Origin of the sequence: Lacticaseibacillus sharpeae JCM 1186 = DSM 20505 (assembly GCF_001436225.1) — a bacterium.
GTDB classification, from domain to species: domain Bacteria; phylum Bacillota; class Bacilli; order Lactobacillales; family Lactobacillaceae; genus Lacticaseibacillus; species Lacticaseibacillus sharpeae.
On record NZ_AYYO01000050.1, the window covers coordinates 42,253 to 63,515 of the forward strand.

Annotated in this window: 22 protein-coding genes; 20 read left to right on the top strand and 2 right to left on the bottom strand. The window is 54.5% G+C overall.

The annotated features are described in order from the left end of the window. Positions 1-2 precede the first annotated feature (2 nt). The 12 genes from cysS (at position 3) to FC18_RS09735 (ending at position 9,115) form a co-directional block, all read left to right on the top strand. Complete coding sequence (gene cysS, locus FC18_RS09680; protein ID WP_056976173.1) at positions 3-1,406, top strand: cysteine--tRNA ligase; 1,404 nt, start codon at positions 3-5, stop codon at positions 1,404-1,406. Continuing rightward, positions 1,403-1,819, top strand: a complete 417-nt coding sequence (locus FC18_RS09685) for a Mini-ribonuclease 3 (RefSeq protein ID WP_054678684.1) — start codon at positions 1,403-1,405, stop codon at positions 1,817-1,819. Before cysS ends, FC18_RS09685 begins: the two co-directional genes overlap by 4 nt. Next, positions 1,803-2,738, top strand: a complete 936-nt coding sequence (rlmB, locus tag FC18_RS09690) for a 23S rRNA (guanosine(2251)-2'-O)-methyltransferase RlmB (RefSeq protein ID WP_082404042.1) — start codon at positions 1,803-1,805, stop codon at positions 2,736-2,738. Before FC18_RS09685 ends, rlmB begins: the two co-directional genes overlap by 17 nt. 371 nt (positions 2,739-3,109) lie before the next feature. Continuing rightward, positions 3,110-3,655 carry a sigma factor gene (locus FC18_RS09695; protein WP_054678687.1) on the top strand — a complete coding sequence of 182 codons (546 nt, stop codon included), beginning with the start codon at positions 3,110-3,112 and terminating at the stop codon, positions 3,653-3,655. A 143-nt stretch (positions 3,656-3,798) separates the two neighbouring features. Continuing rightward, positions 3,799-3,948 (top strand): 50S ribosomal protein L33, encoded by a 150-nt coding sequence (rpmG, locus tag FC18_RS09700; protein WP_054678690.1) that lies wholly within the window; start codon positions 3,799-3,801, stop codon positions 3,946-3,948. A gap of 11 nt (positions 3,949-3,959) precedes the next feature. Then, positions 3,960-4,130, top strand: a complete 171-nt coding sequence (secE, locus tag FC18_RS09705) for a preprotein translocase subunit SecE (protein WP_056976175.1) — start codon at positions 3,960-3,962, stop codon at positions 4,128-4,130. Between the two features lie 153 nt (positions 4,131-4,283). Then, positions 4,284-4,826, top strand: coding sequence for a transcription termination/antitermination protein NusG (gene nusG, locus FC18_RS09710; RefSeq protein ID WP_420806095.1), 543 nt, complete (start codon positions 4,284-4,286; stop codon positions 4,824-4,826). A gap of 211 nt (positions 4,827-5,037) precedes the next feature. After that, complete coding sequence (locus FC18_RS09715; RefSeq protein ID WP_054678696.1) at positions 5,038-5,361, top strand: DMT family transporter; 324 nt, start codon at positions 5,038-5,040, stop codon at positions 5,359-5,361. 175 nt (positions 5,362-5,536) lie between these two features. After that, a complete protein-coding gene (gene rplK / locus FC18_RS09720; RefSeq protein ID WP_054678699.1) occupies positions 5,537-5,962 on the top strand; it encodes a 50S ribosomal protein L11 in 426 nt (141 codons plus the stop codon). A gap of 93 nt (positions 5,963-6,055) precedes the next feature. After that, positions 6,056-6,745, top strand: a complete 690-nt coding sequence (rplA, locus tag FC18_RS09725; protein WP_054678701.1) for a 50S ribosomal protein L1 — start codon at positions 6,056-6,058, stop codon at positions 6,743-6,745. Between the two features lie 190 nt (positions 6,746-6,935). Beyond that, entirely contained in the window at positions 6,936-7,250 is a 315-nt protein-coding gene (locus FC18_RS09730) for a hypothetical protein (RefSeq protein WP_056976176.1), read from the top strand. Positions 7,251-7,468: 218 nt separating this feature from the next. Next, positions 7,469-9,115 (top strand): phosphoenolpyruvate carboxykinase (ATP), encoded by a 1,647-nt coding sequence (locus FC18_RS09735; RefSeq protein WP_054678707.1) that lies wholly within the window; start codon positions 7,469-7,471, stop codon positions 9,113-9,115. 80 nt (positions 9,116-9,195) lie between these two features. Here FC18_RS09735 and FC18_RS09740 read toward each other — a convergent pair whose 3' ends face one another. After that, complete coding sequence (locus FC18_RS09740; protein ID WP_054678709.1) at positions 9,196-9,858, bottom strand: histidine phosphatase family protein; 663 nt, start codon at positions 9,856-9,858, stop codon at positions 9,196-9,198. A gap of 262 nt (positions 9,859-10,120) precedes the next feature. Between FC18_RS09740 and FC18_RS09745 the strand changes: the two genes are divergently transcribed. The 3 genes from FC18_RS09745 to FC18_RS09755 all read left to right on the top strand — a co-directional run bounded on the left by FC18_RS09745 (position 10,121) and on the right by FC18_RS09755 (position 12,842). Further along, positions 10,121-10,948 carry a Cof-type HAD-IIB family hydrolase gene (locus tag FC18_RS09745; protein ID WP_054678712.1) on the top strand — a complete coding sequence of 276 codons (828 nt, stop codon included), beginning with the start codon at positions 10,121-10,123 and terminating at the stop codon, positions 10,946-10,948. 113 nt (positions 10,949-11,061) lie between these two features. Continuing rightward, the gene (locus FC18_RS09750) at positions 11,062-11,955 is read left to right on the top strand and encodes a helix-turn-helix domain-containing protein (protein ID WP_054678714.1); all 894 of its coding nucleotides are present in this window, start codon (positions 11,062-11,064) and stop codon (positions 11,953-11,955) included. Next, the gene (locus tag FC18_RS09755; RefSeq protein ID WP_056976177.1) at positions 11,952-12,842 is read left to right on the top strand and encodes a helix-turn-helix domain-containing protein; all 891 of its coding nucleotides are present in this window, start codon (positions 11,952-11,954) and stop codon (positions 12,840-12,842) included. The genes FC18_RS09750 and FC18_RS09755 overlap by 4 nt, the downstream gene beginning before the upstream one ends. 313 nt (positions 12,843-13,155) lie before the next feature. On the opposite strand, the gene FC18_RS09760 is transcribed toward FC18_RS09755, so the two are convergent. Beyond that, entirely contained in the window at positions 13,156-14,058 is a 903-nt protein-coding gene (locus FC18_RS09760; RefSeq protein ID WP_054678720.1) for a proline-specific peptidase family protein, read from the bottom strand. A gap of 247 nt (positions 14,059-14,305) precedes the next feature. On the opposite strand from FC18_RS09760, the gene FC18_RS09765 reads away from it, so the two are divergent. The 5 genes from FC18_RS09765 (at position 14,306) to FC18_RS09785 (ending at position 21,144) form a co-directional block, all read left to right on the top strand. After that, entirely contained in the window at positions 14,306-15,460 is a 1,155-nt protein-coding gene (locus tag FC18_RS09765; RefSeq protein ID WP_054678722.1) for a cation:proton antiporter, read from the top strand. Between the two features lie 195 nt (positions 15,461-15,655). Further along, positions 15,656-17,953 carry an RNA polymerase recycling motor HelD gene (gene helD / locus FC18_RS09770; RefSeq protein WP_054678725.1) on the top strand — a complete coding sequence of 766 codons (2,298 nt, stop codon included), beginning with the start codon at positions 15,656-15,658 and terminating at the stop codon, positions 17,951-17,953. 22 nt (positions 17,954-17,975) lie between these two features. After that, positions 17,976-18,896, top strand: coding sequence for a type I pantothenate kinase (coaA, locus tag FC18_RS09775; RefSeq protein WP_054678727.1), 921 nt, complete (start codon positions 17,976-17,978; stop codon positions 18,894-18,896). Positions 18,897-19,057: 161 nt separating this feature from the next. Continuing rightward, positions 19,058-19,756, top strand: coding sequence for a response regulator transcription factor (locus FC18_RS09780; RefSeq protein ID WP_054678731.1), 699 nt, complete (start codon positions 19,058-19,060; stop codon positions 19,754-19,756). Between the two features lie 5 nt (positions 19,757-19,761). After that, the gene (locus tag FC18_RS09785) at positions 19,762-21,144 is read left to right on the top strand and encodes a sensor histidine kinase (RefSeq protein ID WP_056976179.1); all 1,383 of its coding nucleotides are present in this window, start codon (positions 19,762-19,764) and stop codon (positions 21,142-21,144) included. Positions 21,145-21,263: the final 119 nt, after the last annotated feature.

A 21,263-nucleotide genomic window follows, 5' to 3' on the forward strand; every position in this document is an offset into this window, starting at 1 on the left:
TAGTGCTAAAAATCTATAATACCCTGACCCGGACGAAAGAAGAGTTTAAGCCGATTGTTCCTGGCGAAATTCACATGTATGTCTGTGGCCCAACCGTTTATAACTACATTCATATTGGTAACGCACGTTCCGCAATTGCCTTCGACACAATCCGGCGGTACTTCGAATACCGCGGTTACAAGGTGACGTATGTTTCGAACTTCACCGACGTTGACGATAAAATTATTAATCGAGCCCACGAGGAAGGCGTTGAACCGTTGGATCTGGCCCAGACGTACATCGATGCGTTCATGGAAGACACCAAGGCAGTGGGCATTGAACCCGCAACGGTTAACCCCCGGGCCAGTGAGATGATTCCGGATATTATTGAATTTATCCAGGATCTCATTGCCAAAGGATATGCTTATGCCAGTGATGGTGACGTGTACTTCCGCGCCCGCAAGGCGAAGAATTACGGCGCCTTGGCAAACAAAAACATTGATGAACTGGAACAAGGTGCAAGTCAACACGTGGCGGATGCTGAAACCGCGCGCAAGGAAGATCCAATTGATTTCGCATTGTGGAAGAAAGTTAAGCCCGGCGAAATCTACTGGGACGCACCATTCGGTCCTGGTCGGCCTGGCTGGCACATCGAATGTTCAGTGATGAGCACCAAGCTGCTGGGGGACACGATTGACATTCATGGTGGTGGTCAGGACCTCGAATTCCCACATCATCAGAACGAAATTGCGCAGAGTGAGGCCAAAACCGGCAAGAAGTTTGTGAACTACTGGATGCATAATGGGTTTGTGACCGTGGGCGATGACCAGCAGAAGATGAGCAAGTCACTCGGGAACTTTGTCACCGTGCACGATATCATCAAGACGGTTGACCCTCAGGTGCTGCGGTTCTTCATGGCCACGACCCAGTACCGCAAGCCAATTGGCTACACGGAAGGTAATCTGGAAGAGGCAAAGGCAAGTGTCAGTCGTCTGAAGATTGCCCGCGAGGCGTTGGTATTCCGGCAAAATGGTGCGGAATCAGGTGTTGATGCGGCGATGACCACGCAACTAGAACAGCTTGAAGACGCGTTCGTGACGGCGATGGATGATGACATTAACGTTCAAAATGGGTTAACCACTTTGTTTGACCTAGTTAAGCTGATGAACGAATATAGTGCACAAGATGTCGTTAAGGCAGATACCGTTGCGGCAATGCTCGCGAAGTTTGATGCATGGGTGCAGATTTTCGGCCTCACGTTCGCGACCGGCTTGCTGGATGCAGACGTTGACGCGCAGATTAAGGCACGCGATGCAGCACGGGCAGCGAAAAACTGGGCGGAAAGTGATCGGATTCGCGACGAACTGACCGCGCAGGGCATTATTCTTGAAGATACCGCGCAGGGAACGAGGTGGCGCCGCGCATGAGTGTGAATCCAGAAATGTTAAACGGCATCGCGCTGGCCTACCTGGGTGACGCGGTGTACGAGGTCTTCATCCGGCAGCGCATGTTGGACCGGGGCCTCACCAAACCGGCGCAGTTGCAGCGGGAAGCGAAGAATTTCGTCTCCGCCAAGGCGCAGGCAGCCCTGATTGACGGCATGGAGCAAGAAAAGTTGCTGTCTGAGGACGAGTGGGCGATGTTCAAGCACGGGCGCAATGCGAAGAGCTACACGCACGCCAAGAACACTGATGTCGTCACATACCGTATCTCCACTGGGTTCGAAGCATTGTTCGGCACCCTGCAGATGCTCGGGCGCACCGACCGGGTTGCCGAACTGGCGCAGTGGTGCATTGATTACGTAGAAAGTGGGCAAACTGGGCATGGCAAATTGGAATAATAAACGCGGCGGCGAACGGCAAGGCAAAAATGCTGGTGGCCGCAATAACGGCGCACGCGACGAAGGTCAGCAGCGCAACCGCAAACCGGGCAATTTTCGCGGCCAGCGTGATGGCCAGGGTAAAGGCAAAGTTGACCGCAAGCAGCGCGAAGTGCCGGCAACTGAAGGCGATGATGACTCCGAATTCATTTTCGGGCGCCATGCCGTCCAGGAAGCTTTGCGTGAAGGCAGTGCGGCGACGATTAACAAATTATTTGTCCAATCCGAGCTGAAGGGGGACCAGATTCACGACATCGTGAAGACGGCCCAGACGAAGAAAATCATCGTCAGCCAGGTACCTAAGTCTAAGCTCGACCTGCTGAGCGACCGCGGGAACCACCAAGGGGTGATGCTCGCGATGACGCCTTACGCTTACGCTAGCATTGATGACCTCTTCGCGAATGCGGCCAAGGCCAACCAGGAGCCATTTTTCCTGCTGCTGGATAACCTGGAAGATCCCCACAACTTGGGGTCAATCTTGCGGACGGCGGATGCGGTCGGTGTGCACGGGATTATTATTCCCAAGCACCGGGCGGTCGGCCTGACGAGTACCGTGGCTAAGATTAGCACGGGGGCGATTGAACACGTGCCTGTTGCGCGGGTGACCAACCTGGCCGCAACCATTCGCCAGCTGAAGGAGCGCGGCATGTGGATTTTCGGCACCGCGATGGAAGGTCAGGACTACCGTAAGTGGAACGCACAGGGTTCCGTGGGTCTGGTCATCGGTAACGAAGGCAAGGGGATTTCCCCTGGTGTGGCCAAGCTCATGGACGCCACGATTTCGATTCCGATGGTTGGGCACGTACAGAGCCTGAACGCCAGCGTGGCAACCGGGATTCTGCTCTACCAAGCATTCACGTCGCGTGAAAGTGCGGAATAACTTAACTGAAGTAAAAGCGTCGCTCAAAATTGAGCGGCGTTTTTTAGTGCCGTTTCGCGGCTAAATCAGGGGCAATCTGGCCTGGAGCAATGCTTTGATTCCGGCCGAAAAATAGCAAAAATGTTGGTCAAATCTACACCTTTCTGATTCATAACATTGCTTATTCTATAATTAGAAAAAATCGCAAAAAAAGTTGATTCTAGGATGCGGGCGGCAAAACGCCGGTGCAAAGGCATTTCAAAAGCACTTGTAAGCCTTTGCAAATATACGTTCGCTACCGCATACCTAGACACCCCCTTAACATTATGTGTAGGCAATGGTTGCTGGTGTGCACCGGCGCGGTTGCCAAATCAAAAAAAGGGGATGATAACGTGGAGCAAGAACAGCTCGAGCTAATCGTGCGCGCCCGTTACGATTCAGATGCATTGGTAATTTTGTTTGAGCAATACCACGGGTTGGTGAATAAGATAATTCGCCGGTTCTACCTGGCGGGGATGTCGCGCGAGGACTGGACGGCGGAGGCCATGCAGGTGATGCATCAGACCTGCTTTAAGTTCGATGGGACGCACGGTTCCCAGTTCGGATCCTACTACCGCATGATTCTAAACAAGCATTACCTCTCCATGATGCGGGATGCGCGGGCCAAGAAGCGCGAAGGGCAAATGCGGACGCTGCCATTTGGGGACGCACAGGACGAGATGAACCTGGGCAAGGGAATCAACGAGATGGGCTACTCGTTTGACGAGTACGTCCATTCACGGATTCTCATTCCGATTTTCCTGAAGCAGTTGTCAGCTAAAGAGCTCGGTGCTGTCCGCGACTGGGTGGCGGGCACCGAGGAACATGGGCGTAGCAATGCCCGGGCCCGGGAGCGGGTGCGGGCCAAGTGGGCGAAGTTCATGGCGGATGAGGGTTAGTTTTTCTGCTTGATTGCGTGTAGTTATGCCACCGGCACTTGTTTGCACCTCGTGAAAATGGTACACTGCTATAGAATTGGGTGGAAATTCCACCTTGCTGAGGACAATTAATTATTGATTGACTCGATTATAGGAGGACCACCATGAGTGTTAAAAAAGTGGCGCTAGCATGTAGCGTGTGCGGTCAGCGGAATTACTTCATTCCCGAAAACAAGAAGCGCACCGAACGCTTGACGTTGAATAAATACTGCAAGTACTGTGGCAAGGTTACGAGCCACCGCGAAACGAAGTAAGGAGGTCGGACATGAAGTTCTTGAAGAGCGTTATTGACGAAATGAAGTTGGTCACCTGGCCAACGGCAAAAGAGACACGGCGGGACACGAGTACGGTTATTCTTACCTCCATCCTGTTCGCCATCTACTTCGCAGTAGTTGACTGGGCCTTGATTGCGATTCTAAACAAGTTTGTCTTCTAAACCCAAAACGCGGGGGCGCATTTGCCCCGCGTTTTTTATTTGCGCCGAATTACGTTGGCGATTGTCTGCCAGTGTGATATGATACTTGCAGACGAACCAATACCCGCGTGTAGAGGTTTTTTATTTTGCCCGAAAATTGAAAGGATGGCCAACATGGAATCATCAGAGAAGCAGTGGTACGTACTGCACACGTACTCCGGTTACGAAAACAAGGTCCGCACGAACTTGGAATCACGTGCAAGCTCAATGGGGATGGACGACTACATTTACCGTGTAATCGTACCTGAAGAAGAACAGCACACGATGAAGAACGGTAAGGAAAAGGTCGAAAAGGAAAAGACCTACCCTGGTTACGTTCTGGTCGAAATGGTGATGACCGACGAATCCTGGTTCGTTGTGCGGAACACCCCTGGCGTGACCGGCTTCGTTGGTAGTCACGGTGCCGGCAGCAAGCCTGCACCACTGATGCCTGAGGAAATCGAGAAGATTCTGCGCGAAATCGGGATGGAAACACGCCACACCGACGTCGACTTCGAAGTTGGCGAAACCGTGAAGATTATCGATGGTGCCTTCTCTAACATGACGGGTAAGGTAACCGAAGTGGATCACGACAAGTACAAGCTGCGTGTGAACATCGACATGTTTGGCCGCGAAACTGCCGCTGAACTCGACTTCAACCAGGCAGATAAAATTTAGTGACAGTAGCCGCTTGCGGCGTACTGTCACTTAACTCGTAGCGAGGAACGAGCGAAGATACTTCCATATCTTTTTCTTTGTGCCTTGCCAATAATTAATTAACCAATGGTGCCACCGGGTACCAACAGCATTACGTCCACTGCGTTAGGTCTAGTCGCAGCGGGGGTAGTGCTGTTTTTTTGTCTGAATTCAACTAATGGAGGAAACAAACATGCTCACGTGGATTTACCTGATTATTGCCGGCCTCTTCGAAGTGGTCTGGTCGTCGTTCATGAAATTAAGCCGTGGCTTCACCGTCTTGCCGTACACTATCGCGACAGTGGTGGGGATGATTATTAGCTTTGTGCTGCTGGCCAAGGCGACCAGTCAGATTGATTTGGCGATTGCGTATCCCGTCTGGACGGGCATTGGCGCGGTCGGGGCCGTTCTGGCCGGGGTGGTGTTGTTTAGAGAACACCTGAGCCTTACAACCATGATGTTTGTGGGCCTGCTCATCATTAGCATTGTTGGCATCAAAGTTACGAGTGGCCGTTAGTTATTGCCCGGGAAATATTTCCGGGGGTGCGCACTTGGAGACGGATACAGTTTGGTGCGTGCCTTGAAAAGTGGCGGTTTCTATGCTAAGTTATACAAGTATGTTTTTGCATACATGTGGGAGACCAAAAATGATGGTCATCTAACCACATCACGGACTAAGGAGGTAATGTCTCGTGGCTAAAAAAGTAGCAAACATTGTTAAGCTTCAGATCCCTGCTGGGAAAGCAACTCCTGCTCCTCCAGTTGGTCCTGCTCTTGGGCAGGCCGGGATTAACATCATGGGCTTCACCAAGGACTTCAACGCACGGACTGCAGATCAGGCCGGCATGATCATCCCTGTTGTAATCACCGTTTTCGAAGACCGTTCTTTCGAATTCGTAACCAAGACTCCTCCAGCAGCTGTTCTTCTTAAGAAGGCCGCTGGCGTAGAACACGGCTCTGGCGAACCTAACACCAAGAAGGTTGCTACGGTAACCAAGGCTCAGGTTCAGCAGATCGCTGAAACGAAGATGCAAGACCTTAACGCTGCCAGCGTCGAAGCTGCAATGCGCATGGTTGAAGGGACTGCTCGGTCCATGGGCTTCGTTGTCGAAGGCTAAACCCAGCTATCCGGATGGACGGTGAAAACCGTCACAATCAGAGTGGAAGGGATAATTTCCCGTTGACCACATTTGCAAGGAGGAAAACCCAGAATGGCTAAAAAAGGTAAAAAGTACATCGAAGCTGCCAAGCTGGTCGACAAGACCGCAACGTACGCTCCAGAGGAAGCTCTGGAACTCGTAAAGAAGGCTAGCTTCGCAAAGTTTGACGAAACGGTTGAAGTAGCATACCGCCTCAACCTGGACCCAAAGAAGGCTGACCAGCAGCTCCGTGGTGCTGTTGTCCTTCCTAACGGTACTGGTAAGACTCAGCGTGTGATTGTCTTCGCTCAGGGCGAACAGGCAAAGCAGGCTGAAGCAGCCGGTGCAGACCTCGTTGGTGCCGATGACCTCGTTCAGAAGATTTCTGACGGCTGGCTCGACTTCGACGTTGCTGTTGCTACCCCACCAATGATGGCTAAGGTTGGTCGTCTTGGTCGCGTGCTCGGTCCTAAGGGTTTGATGCCAAACCCTAAGACTGGTACCGTGACGATGGACGTTACCAAGGCAGTGAACGACATCAAGGCTGGTCAGGTAACCTACCGTGTTGATAAGGCTGGTATCATCCACGCTCCTATCGGTAAGGTAAGTTTCGACACCGCTAAGTTGATGGAAAACTTCACTACCCTTAACGACACTCTGAACAAGGTGCGTCCTGCATCTGTCAAGGGTGGTTACGTTAAGAGCTTGTCTGTAACTTCTACATTCGGCCCTGGTGTCGCTGTTGACGTTAACAAGTTCTAACCAGATTGAAGTCGCCGTGTGCGGCTTCTTTTTTTTTCGTTCATGGCAGGTTTGCCAGTGCGTGAATACTTGCACTTGCCGCAATGCAGAACTAAACTAAACGTGTACACCGGGACACGCACTACGGTTTTTCCGCTTACGCCATTTCGATGCTTTGATTTTAACTAGTTAAAATACGGAGGCATATGTGATGAGTGATAAGAATGAGGCCGAGAAGTTTTTCGACGCAGCTAAGGAAGATAAGAATGGTGAATTCGTTCGGGTAATCTTTTACAGTGATGCAGATTACAGCGAATTCGACCCCACAGCTGATGCGAAATTAGCTAAGCTTGGCAATTGGTGCTGGAACCCTGAACACAACACCTTGCTTCTCGAAGTGGCCGACGCCAAGAACTTCGACGATAATGAATTGCACCAGGGATTGATTGAAAGCGGCATGCCGGTAACTGGATTTGAGATCCGCCACATTGCCACGGCTAAGGCCAGCGAAAAGCTGATTGCTTAGCGATTAATGGGAGCCTGCCTTGCAGATAATGCAAGGTTGGCCCCCATTTTTTATGCAGTTTGCCGCGGCAACCAGTAGAAATCCCGGTACAACAGAATTCGCAAAATGCCTCTGCAATAGATTTGACAGCGCATACATCGACCGGATAAACTAAATATATAGTTAAGTTAGTTGCTATGCATGAGCTTAATTAATCTTATATTACGGAGGTATGAGTTATGGCTACTAATCGTGAATTTGCACGTACCAATATTGGCCCGAACAACCCGCTGTTTTCCAACTTCAAGGTCATGGTGGAATCGGCGTTCTATGGCAACAACGTGGAGCGCGTAACCGACCTGGCAACGGCGTACGCGAACGCGCGGCGGGCACCGGGAGTGGTGACGACGGATATGCCAATTGCCCATACCGATGAATTAGGCTTGCCGGCGGACGCCAAAGTCCTCGTCTCTAACGACGGCCGCGTGGTTGGCCGGACGGCAGCGGCGCGGCGCATCATCGGCCAACCCGGGATTGACGCTAAGTACTACGCGGACATTCTGCGGGAAGCCGTATTTGCTGGTACCCGGCGGCAGTTTTTCACCGGCGATGTGGTTGTGGGTCTGGACAAGGAATTCTCCGTCCGTGCGCACCTGCTGCTGAATAAGGATTACGCGGCGAACTTCTACTCCTACTTACTGAACTTCCAAATCGCAACCACGACGGTGCTGGAGCGGTACGCCCACTCAAATCCGTTGCCTGAAAACGACATCTACATCTACGCTGATCCTGACTGGGCGCACCCGGACTTCCCGAACGGACTGGCACTGTTTGACCCGACGCACAACGTTGCGGCGATCCTGGGCCTGCGGTACTTCGGTGAACTGAAGAAGTCCACATTGACGCTGGCCTGGGCGACGGCGCACCGGAATGGGTTCACCGCATGCCACGGGGGGATGAAACGCTACGATTTGGGCACCCGCAAGTTCACCATGGCGGCGTTCGGCTTGTCTGGGTCCGGCAAATCGACCATCACCCTGGCCAAGCACGACGGTAAGTACAAGGTGGACGTGCTGCACGATGATGCCTTCGTGATTAACCGCCAGACCGGGACGACCACCGCGCTGGAACCCGCGTACTTCGATAAAACCGCGGACTACGCGCCAAGTGACCCGGCACTGCAGTATTTCCTGACCGCGCAGAACGTGGGGGTGACGCTGGATGATGCGGGGCAAAAAGTACTCGTGACCCAAGAAGTGCGCAACAACAACGGCCGGGCAATCAAGTCCCGCTTCCTGACGCCAAACCGGGTGGATCACCTCGCAGAACCACTGAACGCCGTGTTCTGGATTATGAAGGACGACACGCTGCCGGCGGTGCTCAAGATTACTGACCCGACGCTCGCGGCGGTGTTCGGCGCGACGTTGGCGACTAAGCGCTCGACCGCCGAGAACCTCGTGGGGAAGGTGGACATGAACGCGCTGGTGATTGAACCATTTGCCAACCCGTTCCGCTGCTACCCACTGGGTGAAGACTACGCGGACTTCCGCAGCATCTTCGCGGACGGCAAGACGGCGTGCTACATTCTGAACACCGGCTTCTTCAACGGCAAGAAAGTGACACCGGGTGTGACCCTGGGTTCCATTGAAAAAATTGTCGAGAACCAGGCAGCGTTCACTCCGTTCGGCGACATTCAGAACGTGTCCTACCTCGACGTGCCGGGTTACCCCGTGGACTTCACTGACGCCGATTACACGGCCCGTCTGCGTGCGCGGATGCACGACCGGCTAGAGTACGTGAAGACGCAAAAGACCGCAAATGCGGGCTATAACGCGCTTCCTGATGAGGCTGAGGACACATTGGTTCGGCTCCTGGCTGAACTGTAGTCTGTGGCTAATATTTCCCGGGAAATTTGGGCATAATAAAAGTGCTGGCTCCTGAAAATGGGGGTCAGCACTTTTTTGCGTTATGGTAATTCGTTGTACGACAGCACCTTGATGCCTTCGTCGTTGAGTTCAATCTTGGTGATGGAGCCGTTCTTCGGGCTTTCCGTCACGACAAAGCCGTCCTGCTTGCCGAACTTGTCGACGATGCTGCGGATGGTCGTGCCGTGGCTGACCATGAGCACCTTGCCGCCGTTCACGTTATCGCGGCGCAGTTCCGCGAAGCCGTGCATCAGGCGGGTCCAGTATGTGCGGGCGTCTTCGGCATCGTGCCACGGATCGGTTTCGTGCATCAGGTCCTTAGAGGCGTCCACGCCGAGGGCCGCGATAATCGCGGAGAAGGTGCGGTGACCACCGTGGGGCATGCCGACCATGTACCAGGTGCGGGCGGAATCTTCACCTTCAAAATAGCCGTAGCACTCTTCCCGGAAGTTCGGCGTCACCGTCAAGCCAGTCGTCTTTTGGTAGTGGTTGGCGGCGAGGATATACTTGATGGTGTTCTGGGCGCGCATGGTGTCGCTGCAGTACGCGTGGGTGAATTCGGTGCGGGCGAGGTATTGGCCGACGCGCTTTGCATCTTCAATTCCCTTATCGGTGAGTGGTGAGTCGCACCAGCCCTGCATGCGGTTGTAGCGATTGAGCAGGGTCTGGCCGTGGCGAACGAGGTAGACGGTAATTGGTTCCATGATAATTGTGGCTCCTTTGGTTGCGATTGGCGCAGATTTGTTTACTACCCTTATCCTACCATTTTGCTGCGGACGGCGGTGATTTTTGCAAAAATTGACGGGATGTAAGCTGCGGGTGGCACAAGTTTCGGCGAAAAAAGCAAATTTGCAAAAACGCTTTCGTCAAAATATGGTAATCTAGGCAGTGGACATTGGTGGGGATTAATTCTACCATCACATCCGCGTCCAATGCGGCGGGGATGAATACTAGGGGGACTGTTCCATGTATAAATTATTAGTTAGTGACCTGGACGAAACACTCGTGCGGGCCGATGGGAGTATTTCCCCAGAAAATGCCGCCGCAATTAAGGCGGTGCTCGCGCGCGGCATCAAATTTGTGCCGAACACTGGCCGCGGATTTGCCTCCGTGCAGAAGTTGTTGCAGGCGATTGGGACCTACCAGCAGGCCGGTCAATACGTGATTTCCTACAATGGGGGCGCGGTGATCGAGAACAAGGATAACCAGGTGCTGGCCACCGGCGAGATGCCGTACGCCGATGCCAAGCAGATTTTCGACCTGCTCGCTGACCACCCGGAAGTTGACATCCACGTCTACACGCTCAACCACCTGTACATCTACAACAAACGCCAGGACGACTTGGACTATGTTGCCAGCCGCGGCGTGGAGTACATCGACATGCCAGACCGCGATTTCACCCGGTTCGCCAATAAGCACATCATGAAGGTCATCTTCATGAACCCCGACATCACGACTCGGCACGCGGTGGCTGAAGAAGTAAAGGCAGCGCTGGGGGACAAAGTAGACCTAACGTATTCCTCTGCCCGCTACGGTGAGTTCAACCACCACGGCGTGAACAAGGGCAGTGCGACGTTGCAGCTAGCTGAGCGTCTTGGTATTAAGCCAGACGAAATCATGGCGTTTGGCGACAATGCCAATGACATTCCGATGCTGAAGGTGGTCGGCATGCCGGTTTCCGTCAGCAACGGCATTGACGACGTGAAGCAGCTGGCCAAGTACGTCACCCAGGCGAACTACGAGACGGGCGTCGCGGAAGCAATTCACCATTTCATTCTGCAGGACGACAAATAAATTAATGTAGCACCCCAAAACCGGCGTATTCATCGTGAATTGCCGGTTTTTTTGACTAATAATGGCGTACAATAAAAGCAAATTTGAGACCGTTATGAACGGAGGCAATGCTTTTGACTAAACAGAATGTCTACTCGGATCTCGGTAGCACCATGAAGGAGTTCCGGGAAACACGGGGGATTACACTGGAAGCAGCCAGTTTTGGCACCTCGGTGTCCGTGTTGTCGCGCTTTGAACGAGGCGAGTCAAACCTGAGCAACACGGCACTCAATGCGGTGATGACCAACATTGGTGTGGCACCCAGCGATTTGCGGATTGATTCACTGATGTTTCATTCGCCGTTCATCAAGGCACTCGGGCGCATTAAGGCACTCCGCGTGGGCTTGCCCGTTGCCAAAGCGCGGGTGGCGGCTGCGGATTACCGGCGTGATACGGCGGATCATGCGTACTTTATGCGCGACCTGAATGTCGCCGTGTTCGACTGGATGATTGATAGCTTCGCGGCCAACGAGGAATTGCGGATGCCGGCAACACTCCAGCGCCAGATTGCCCACGTGCTGATTGATGGGCACGTGTGGGGGATGTACGACTTTAACCTATACAGTTTTGTAATGGACTTCCTTGATACCGACCTGATTGTGGCGGCGTATAAGTCGATGCGCAACCACGAGCACTTTCAGGCGGGCACGCGTTACGCTGACGACATCGCCTTTGTTCTCTGGCACGTCGGGGTGGCACTAACTATGCGTGGGGCCGATGACATGCTGCCCGTTGTGGAAGGCGACCTGCTGCGTTTCCGCGATGCAATGACTGACCGGCAGGGGCCACTGCTGAGCAACCTTGTGCTCGCAGTAGTGCGGCAAAAATTGGCGCCGGGTGCGGCCAGCGACGCACGCCTGCAGTTGGCACTTAAGGCACCGCAAATCATCGGCATGGACCATCTTGCTGAGTATTGTCAGTTGCTGGTCGCAAAAGCACACGGCGCAAAGACGGGGGTGATTATATGAGCGACACGAACATGGGCAAACTGTACAAAGATGTCCGCAACGCGCGGGGATTGACGCTCAGTGAGGCGAGTCAGGACGTGGGAATTTCCTCGTATTCGCGGTTTGAAAATGGCCTTAGCGATATCAACAACAGTCGTTTGGGCTGGTCCCAGGAAGCACTGGCATTATACGCGAGTGACCTGCGCAACCACGCGGTCTTGGCACCCGTGCACCTGGATACGTTGGCGTACTCATGGGGGACGGATACGACCGGTTTGCACCAAAATTTAGCGGCCATTGCGCAACTGCATGTGGCTCCGGACAACTTGTTCTGGCACCTGGTTGCGGACGCTTTAACCGAGTTGGTGCAGTTGCAGGCAGAGCCCCAAATCAAGCGGCGGCGGCTGAGCAGTGGCGTGCAAGCGCGCATCAGTCACTACCTGTTGCACCATGTGTATGGCCTCAACGACTATGATTTCGCGCTCACAATCATGCCGGCGCTCGACCCGAACCTGGCGCTACTCATTGGTTACCATGCGTATCAGGATATGCGCGATAGTGATGATTACGGGCACACGATTTACTATTACCAAACCATCGCTGTGGTTAGTGAGGCGGCAATTGTTGCGGTCAACGGTGGCCTAGCGCCAGACCAGTTAAGCCGCGTGCACGCGATGTTAGCTGCGTGTGAGCTTGAGGAAAGTTTCGGGGTAGTACGCAGTTTTGACTGCATGTACGCGAAGAGCTTGCTGGCGGTGAACACGGCGAAGACCGATGCCCAGCTGCACGCGGAGCACGTTGCCCTGGTGCAGGTGGCTGCCGATGTGGTGATTGCGCCGCGGTACCAGTATATTCGCGCAAGTGAACTGCAAAGTGGGCGTTTGGTGGCTGCAGAGCTAGTAGACTAATGCAAACGGGCTGGGCAACATGCTAGGATTAAGGTAACAACTCGGCGGGACTGGTTTGTCCCGATGCTCTTGTTGTACACCATGGTCAACGAGTGGCGCGTACTACGGAAATGAGTCTGGTTGCAGATTTAGCGCCCTCAAAATATTAAAAAGCGTTTGGCTGAATGGGGCCAAACGCTTTTTTTGCGAATGTAAATCAAATAAATTTAAACCGATTTTTTTGTTCAAGGAACATAGACAATACATAATCGTAGTTTTTTGGTGCGCGCGCGCAAATAAAACCCCCGCTCACTGTGAACGGGGGTTTTGTAATTTAGTCGTTGAAGTTGTCGTTTTCGACGTCGCGGATGAATTCCTTCAAGTGCTTGAAGTAGACAGGCGCGTTGTCAATCATGTGGTGGTGCCCACCATCTGGGGTTGTGACCAGACGGGCGTGGGGGATGTCCTCGGCCATACGCTGGGCGGAACGAACCGGCATGGTTTCGTGTTCACCGAACGTAAGCAGGGTTGGCACCGTGATGTTGTGAATCTGGTCACGGAGGTCAAAGTCCTTAAGCTTGCCGGTAACAACGAACTCGTTATCGCCCTGGAAAGCACCGTAGACATCGGTGGCGGTCGTGTTAATCAGGTGGCTAATCGCAGGTGGCTGCTTGCGGTCAACGTAGCCGGCGTTCAGCACGTCCACGTACTTCTGGTACTGCGGGTCAGCCCAGTTGCCAGCGGCTTCTTGTTCCTGCATGTACTTAACGGCCTTGGGTGGCAAAGCTTCTTCCCGGCACAGGTTGACGTGTTCAACGTATTCGTCGATGTTGTCAATCATGGAGGAGATGATGGCGCCCTTGAGGTGCTGACCGTACTTCAGTGCGTACAGCTGCACGAGTGCCCCGCCCCAAGACTGGCCGATGAGGTAGAAGTTGTCGAGGCCAAGCTTCTGGCGGACTTCTTCAACTTCATCCAAGAAGTAGTCCGTGGTCAGGTACTTCTTGTTTTCAGGCAAGCTGTAGTCGGGCTGGTCAGAATAGAAGGAGCCGAGCTGGTCGTACATATGTACCTGAACGCCGAGGTCTGCCAGTTCCTGACCGAAGTTTTCCCAGTATTCATGTGTGCCGCCGGGGCCACCATGCAGGCAGAGCAAATGGATATCGCCGGTGCCTTGCGTGTTAGTCCACAGGTGGTACCCATTATCAAGCGTGATGATTGTGGTGCCTTGCTTCATAGGTTTCACCTAGTTTCTTAAGAATGTCTCCATTTTAGCACATTCAGTGTGTAAACGTCTTCGGGGATTGTGCAGTTCGTCATTTGCCAACCCTAACTGTAAACTGGTAGAATTGAAGGTATCATTTTAACAGCACACCGGTTGGACGAAGCGTTCAAGAATTGTACCCTGCTTGGGTTGGCAGGGTGGTTCTTGGCGCTATTTTTTTGCCTCAGTTTCCGCCGGTGAATCAGAAAGGAATTACTACATGAATTTTGCCATCATCCTCGCTATCATCCTCATCAGCACCACTCTCGCTGGACACCTATCCGTGCGGTTGGGGCAGCCAGCCGTCATCGGACAAATGCTCGCGGGCATCATCCTCGGGCCGACCGTCTTGAACCTCGTGCCACTCACGCACACCATCAGCATCTTCGCCGACGTGGGCGTGATTGTCCTGATGTTCCTTGCCGGACTGGAAACCGACACCGCCAGCATTCGCCGGTACCTGCGGCCGAGCATCCTGGTGGCGAGCCTCGGGATCGTCGTGCCCTTAGCGACGACGTACCTCTTGGCGCGTGCGTGGCAGTTGTCCGTGGCCACCAGTTTGTTCACCGGCATCGTGTTTGCGGCGACCTCCGTTTCGATTTCGGTTGCGGTACTGCGCGAACTGGGCGTACTTAGTGGCCGCGCCGGCAGTATCATCCTCGGAGCGGCGGTGCTGGACGACGTGATTGCAGTGTTGATGCTCGGGCTGTTCATGAGCCTGTCAGGGGCCAAGAGCGGCGGGCTCAGCATGGGTGGGCAGTTGTTGCTGCAGGCGGCGTTCATGGTACTTGTGTGGTTTGTCATCAAGCTGGTGGCACCGCTGCTGATGCGGCTGGCGGGTAAGCTCCTGGTGCCATTTGGCCGGGAACTTACCGCGCTGGGTATTTGTTTATTAATGGCCGGCACCGCCGAGATCGTGGGACTGAGCAGCGCACTGGGCGCGTTCTTTGCCGGCATCGCGGTCAGCCAGACCAGTGTGCGACGGGAAATCGGGCAGGCAGTGGACGCCATCGGTACGGGAATTTTCGTACCGGTGTTCTTCGTCAGTATCGGGCTGCACCTGCACCTGGACAGCCACACACACTGGGTGTTCGTGGCGCTACTCACGCTGATTGCCGTGGCGGGCAAATGGCTCGGGGCGGGCCTGGGCGCACGCATGACGGGTAGCAGCTTACCCGAAGCTAGCGTCATCGGCGCGGGGATGATCAGCCGTGGCGAAATGGCGCTGATTGTCGCGTTGACCGGCGAACGGGCCGGCCTCATATCGGGTGCCGAGTATAATGCCGTGATTGCAGCTGTGATTCTGGCGACAATCATTGCCCCCGTCATTTTGCGGACGCAGGTGCGGCGGCAGCAAAATGTGCCGCGCAATTAACCCGACATCTACCGTGCATTTGTTCAATTGTGGGCTGGAAGTGGGGCGTAAATGTGTCCGTTTACACTAAATTGGCGGAAATAACCCACTATTATAGTAGAAAATTGAGTTCTGGGGCTAAAAGTGGTAGAATTTTATAACGAATTTTGTTTACACCAATGAGTGTTGCCCAGACCGGGCCGCGGGAGGTATTTTTTGACAGACGACAGCCATATTTACGAACAGAAACACCTGGATGACATCGTGAAGCAGCTCGCCGAAGCCGACGAACGGCTGAGCCACGATGTTGACCGGAAAAAGTCTGAAGAACGGAACATGAACCAGAACTTCTTCAGCGATATCTCCCTGAACTTCTCTGGCGACGCGGAAGCTAGTGAAACGGCCGCGTCCATCGAGCAGCAGCAGCAGATGCTCGATGAACGCCGGCTCGCGTGGCAGGAAGCAAGCCACCGTTTGGATACAGTGCGCCTTCTGAAGAAGAACCCATACTTTGCGCGGATTGATTTCCAGGAAAAGGGTGAAAAGCCGGAGACCATCTACATCGGCCTCGGTAGCTTCACGAACCGCGACGGTAAATTCCTGATCTATGACTGGCGTGCGCCCATCAGCTCCATCTACTATGATGGTGGTCTCGGCAAGGTGACTTACCAGACGCCGGATGGGGAGCAGCAGGTCGTTGTGAACCTGAAGCGGCAGTTCGTGCTCAAAAATGGCAAGGTGGAGACGATGTTCGACACCTCCGAAACCATCGGCGACCAGATGCTGCTGGAAGTGCTCGGTGAGAAGTCCGACACGCAGATGAAGAGCATCGTGACGACCATCCAGCGTGAGCAGAACCAGATTATCCGGGATACCTCTGCGGACCTCTTGTTCGTGCAGGGCGCCGCGGGGTCTGGGAAAACCTCCGCTGTGCTGCAGCGGGTGGCCTACCTGCTGTACCGGTACCGCGGTAACTTGACCAGCAGCCAGGTCATCATGTTCAGCCCCAACCAGCTATTTTCCGACTATATCGGCAACGTGCTGCCGGAACTCGGCGAACAGAACATGGTCCAGTTCACCTACTACCAGTACGTGACACGGCGGGTGCCAAACATCGAGGTGCAGAATCTGTTCGAACAGTTCGAACAGGTGCAGACCCCAGTGGCCAAGAAGGTCCAGCAGGTCAAGGAGAGCCGTGAGTTCTTCCGCGCCACGCAGGAATACGCGCGGAGCTTGGAACAAAAGGGTGTGCGGTTCCGCGACATCAAGTTCCATGGGCGGGCGTTCTTTAGCAAGCAACGCATCGCCGATATCTTCTACAGCTACAATGAGAACTACCACATGGGGAACCGCATCACGGCGACCAAGGAACGGCTGGCGAACATGCTGAACCGGCGGGTGGAACCAGAGCTCAAGGCCGATTGGGTTCAGGAAGTCATCGAAGACATGTCCGAGGAGAATCTGCGGATGATGCAGGCTGACGCCCCGGGTGAATTCACTAGTGGCGACGACGAAAACCGCTTCTTGGCGCGCAAGATTGTGCAAAAGGAATTCAAGCAAATCGAAACCGCCATTCAGCGTAACCGGTTCTTGAACGTGCGCGGCCAGTACGTTTCTTTCTTGCGGGCAATCCCGGAGCTGCTGGATCTGAGCAAGTTCGGGCTCACCGCGGCTGACTGGCAGGCGGACACGGATCAGTTTGTTGCGGCCTTCCGCAACCGGCAGCTGTCCATGGCTGATGCGACGCCATACCTGTACCTGTACGACCTGCTGACGGGTCGGCACGGCGACCGCAAGATGCGCTTTGTCTTCGTCGACGAAATCCAGGACTACACGCCTTACCAGCTGGCTTACCTGCGGACCACCTTCCCCAAGGCCAAGTTCACGCTGCTGGGGGACCTCAACCAGGCCATCTTCTCCGGCGCCAAGGCACGCAACCTGGTCGCGGACACCAGCAAGATGTTCGACTCCGAGAAGACGCGCGTGGTCCAGCTGACCCAGTCATACCGGTCAACGGCGCAGGTGACCGAATTCACCAAGGCGATTTTGCGAAGCGGACAGAAAATCGTGGCGTTCAACCGCCAAGGCCCGCTGCCAACCATCAGCATGCGCGATTCGGAAGCACAGCTGCGTACGCGGCTGCGTGAACAGCTCGAGGTGAACGACGCTGCGGGCCAAACCACGGCCATTATCGCGAAGACCCTGGGTGAGGCCCAGCAGCTCTGGACGGAGCTGAAGCGCGACGGGGTGGACGTGACCTTGATCAAGTCCGAGAACCAGCGTCTCGTGCCGGGGACCATCATCGTGCCGTCATTCCTCGCCAAGGGGCTGGAATTCGACGCCATCATCGTGTGGCAGGCGAACGCGACGAACTTCCCTGGCGACGGGGAGCGCGAGTTGCTGTACACGATTTGCTCCCGCGCGATGCACCGCCTGACCGTCCTGAGTACGCCAGCGCTGTCACCACTGCTGGCCGGCATGGACGCGAAGTTGTTTACGCTCGACGCCAAGTAAGCGGCGCTGTTGAGGTGAAATAATGCAAACGCAAGAGCAATATCGGGAATATGGGCGTGCAGAGTGGGGCAAGCTCCGCGGGATGGAAGCCAAGTCGGTCAGTGCTGCTGAGCTGGAAGCCTTGCGTTCCCGTGCAGACCGCGTGAGTCTGGATGACGTGCGTGAAATCTATCTGCCATTGACGGAACTGATTCGGGTGCGCCTGCGCTCGTTTCTGAACAAACTGGCCAACGACTCGACTTTCCTGCGCACGAACACGGAGCACACCCCGTTCATCATCGGTATCAGCGGCTCCGTGGCCGTGGGGAAGAGCACTACCGCGCGGCTGTTGCAAAAGCTCCTCAGTCGGCAGATGCCTGGGATGTCGGTGCAGATGCTGACCACGGACGGGTTCTTGTTGCCGAATGCCGAACTGGAGCGGCGCGGACTTACGGATCGCAAAGGTTTCCCGGAAAGCTACGACATGCACGCTTTGACCAAGTTCCTGGTTGACGTGAAGATGAACCGGACGGCCCTAGCACCAGAGTACTCGCACGCGAGCTATGACGTGGTGCCGGGGGCGTTCACGGAGGTTAAGCAGCCGGACATTCTCATCGTTGAGGGGATTAACGTGCTGCAGACAGGTAAGGATAGTCCGATTTATTACAGCGACCTGTACGACCTGACGCTGTACGTGGATGCCGCCGCCAAGGACATCGAGGGCTGGTTCATGGAACGGTTCAACCAGTTTTTGGACTTAGCCGTGGATGACCCGGACGATTTTTACTACCCGTATGCGCATGGTGACCGCGACGAAGCACTTGCCATGGCTAGTGACTTGTGGCGGACCGTGAACCTCGCGAACTTGAACGAGTACATCTTGCCCACGCGCGACCGGGCAAGCGTGATTTTGCACAAGACCAGCAACCACAGCATTGACAAGGTGCTGTTGCGGCGGTTCTAAACTCAACTGATTTAACCAAGAGACGGGGCAAACCCGTCTCTTTTTTCATACCTCAGTCCGGGAAATAACTGACCAAAACATTGTGCGTAGTAAAATTTAAACTATTTTGGGCCGAAATAAGTGTATGCTGATTACGGATATTACGTGAACTGGAGGACGCAATGAAGAAGACGATGTTACTGGTGGAAGACGAAGCCGGATTGGCCGATTCCCTCAAAACCGAATTTGAACTGGAAGACATGCGCGTGCTTGTTGCGGGCGATGGTGAGGCGGCGCTGACCGCATTCCGGACGCATGAGGCGCAGATTGACCTGATTCTATTGGACTGGATGTTGCCCAAGTTGGATGGCTTTAGCGTTTTGCGCCGGATTCGGCGGACGAGTCAGGTGCCAGTGATTATGCTGACGGCGCGAGATTACATCGGAGACAAGGTGGCGGGACTCACCGGGGGCGCCGACGATTACATTACCAAGCCGTTCGAAATGGAAGAACTGATTGCGCGGGTCGACGTCGCGCTGCGGCATGGTCAGCCCAGTGCGGCGACGCAGGCGGTGTACCAGGTTGCCGACCTGACCGTTGATACGGATGCCAAGCGGGTGGAGCGCGCCGGCCAGATTATTGCGCTCACGCAGCGGGAATACGAGCTGCTGGTGGAATTGGTGCGGAATCAGGACGAGGCGTGCTCGCGAACCGACTTACTCGATGCAGTGTGGGGCAGTGACTTTGAGGGCCAGCCCAACATTTTGGACGTGTATGTCCGGAGCCTGCGCGCTAAGCTCGATGGGGCGGACCAGCAGAAGCTAATCCACACCGTGCGCGGCGTCGGGTACATGTTGTCGGCCAATGTGGCGGGTAGGTGATGCGGATGCGGAAACGGAAGAAGAATCAATCTAGTGCGGCCATCACCTGGCGCAGCTTGATGACGTTAATCATCGGCCTGATGGTGGGGATGACCGTCATTATCCTTGTGGCAGTTAGTGAGCAGCTGCTGAGTGAAGCACAAACCAACTCGACGCGGATTATTGAAAGCCTTAAGGAAGTTACGATTGACGACGATGATGACTGGGAGACGTGGCGGCACAACAGCACGCTCGATACCGATTCGAGTTACGTTCACGTGCGCAATGCACGTAAGGACGCCAAGATTAAGTATTATAACTCACCGGATGCGGATGACTTACTCGAAATCACGCCGGTCGCGATGCCGTTTAACGATCATCTGTATTACCGGCCGCACTTTGGCTTCATCTACCGGCGGACAGGGCACGCACGGGGGATTTACTACACGTTGTGGCTCAGTATGAACAGTTCAATCAAGTTGCTCATGCAGGTGCTGAAGGTGACATTAGTGTTGCTCGTGCTGGTGCTCATCATCAGTCCGTTCTTCGTGCGCTGGCTGACGCGGCGGCTGACCGGCTCGCTTGCCACACTCTCAGCAACCACCGAGCAGATTGCCACGGCGGCCAACCCTAGCACGATGCAACTGCCCGTGCCGGCTAAACCCACCGAAGTCGCGGATTTGGCCACGAACTTCAACAACTTGCTCGCGATGCTGAATGCGCGTGAGGAGCAACAGAAGCTCTTCGTGATGAACGCGGCACACGAATTGCGCACGCCGATTGCGACCATCAAGTCCCACGCCCAGCTGATTGAGCGTCGGGCGGCCGAACATCCCGAGATTGTGCCCAAGTCGGTGCATTATATCACCGAAGAATCGCGGCAGATGCAGCAGCTCATTGAAGAATTAATGCAGCTGTCACGGGCGGACCGGATGCGGCTTGATTTGGCGGCCGTGAACTTAAGTCAGTTAGTGCCTGAATTTGTGGGCAAGGTGCAAAATAATTTCGACCGGCCCATCAGGCTGGACGTCGCGGCAGATGTTTGGGCGCTGACCAACGTGACCGCGGTGCAGGAAATCCTGACGAACCTCATCACGAATGCGGTGAAGTATTCGCCCGCGGACACGCCAGTCACCATTAGCCTAGAGCAGAGTGCGCAGACGGTGCAGTTAACCGTGGCTGATCATGGACGCGGCATTCCGGATGCAGAAAAGGAGCAGATTTTTGAGCGCTTTTACCGCAGCGCCGATGTTCGCGGCAGCATTCCGGGCACCGGTCTGGGACTGCCGATTGCGGCCCAACTCGCAGAACTGAGTCAGGGCAAGCTGACCGTGGCGGATAACCCGCCAACTGGGTCAGTCTTCACCTTGGCACTGCAGGCCACGGATGCAGACAGTGCAGAAGCATAAGGCAAAATTTCGCCACAAAATTTTGCCAAGCCAGAATTAACTAATCTAAAAATTCTTCAGAAATAAGTGGCCGGGACATAATTCCCGTTCACAAAAATTAAACGACCGAGCATTCTGAA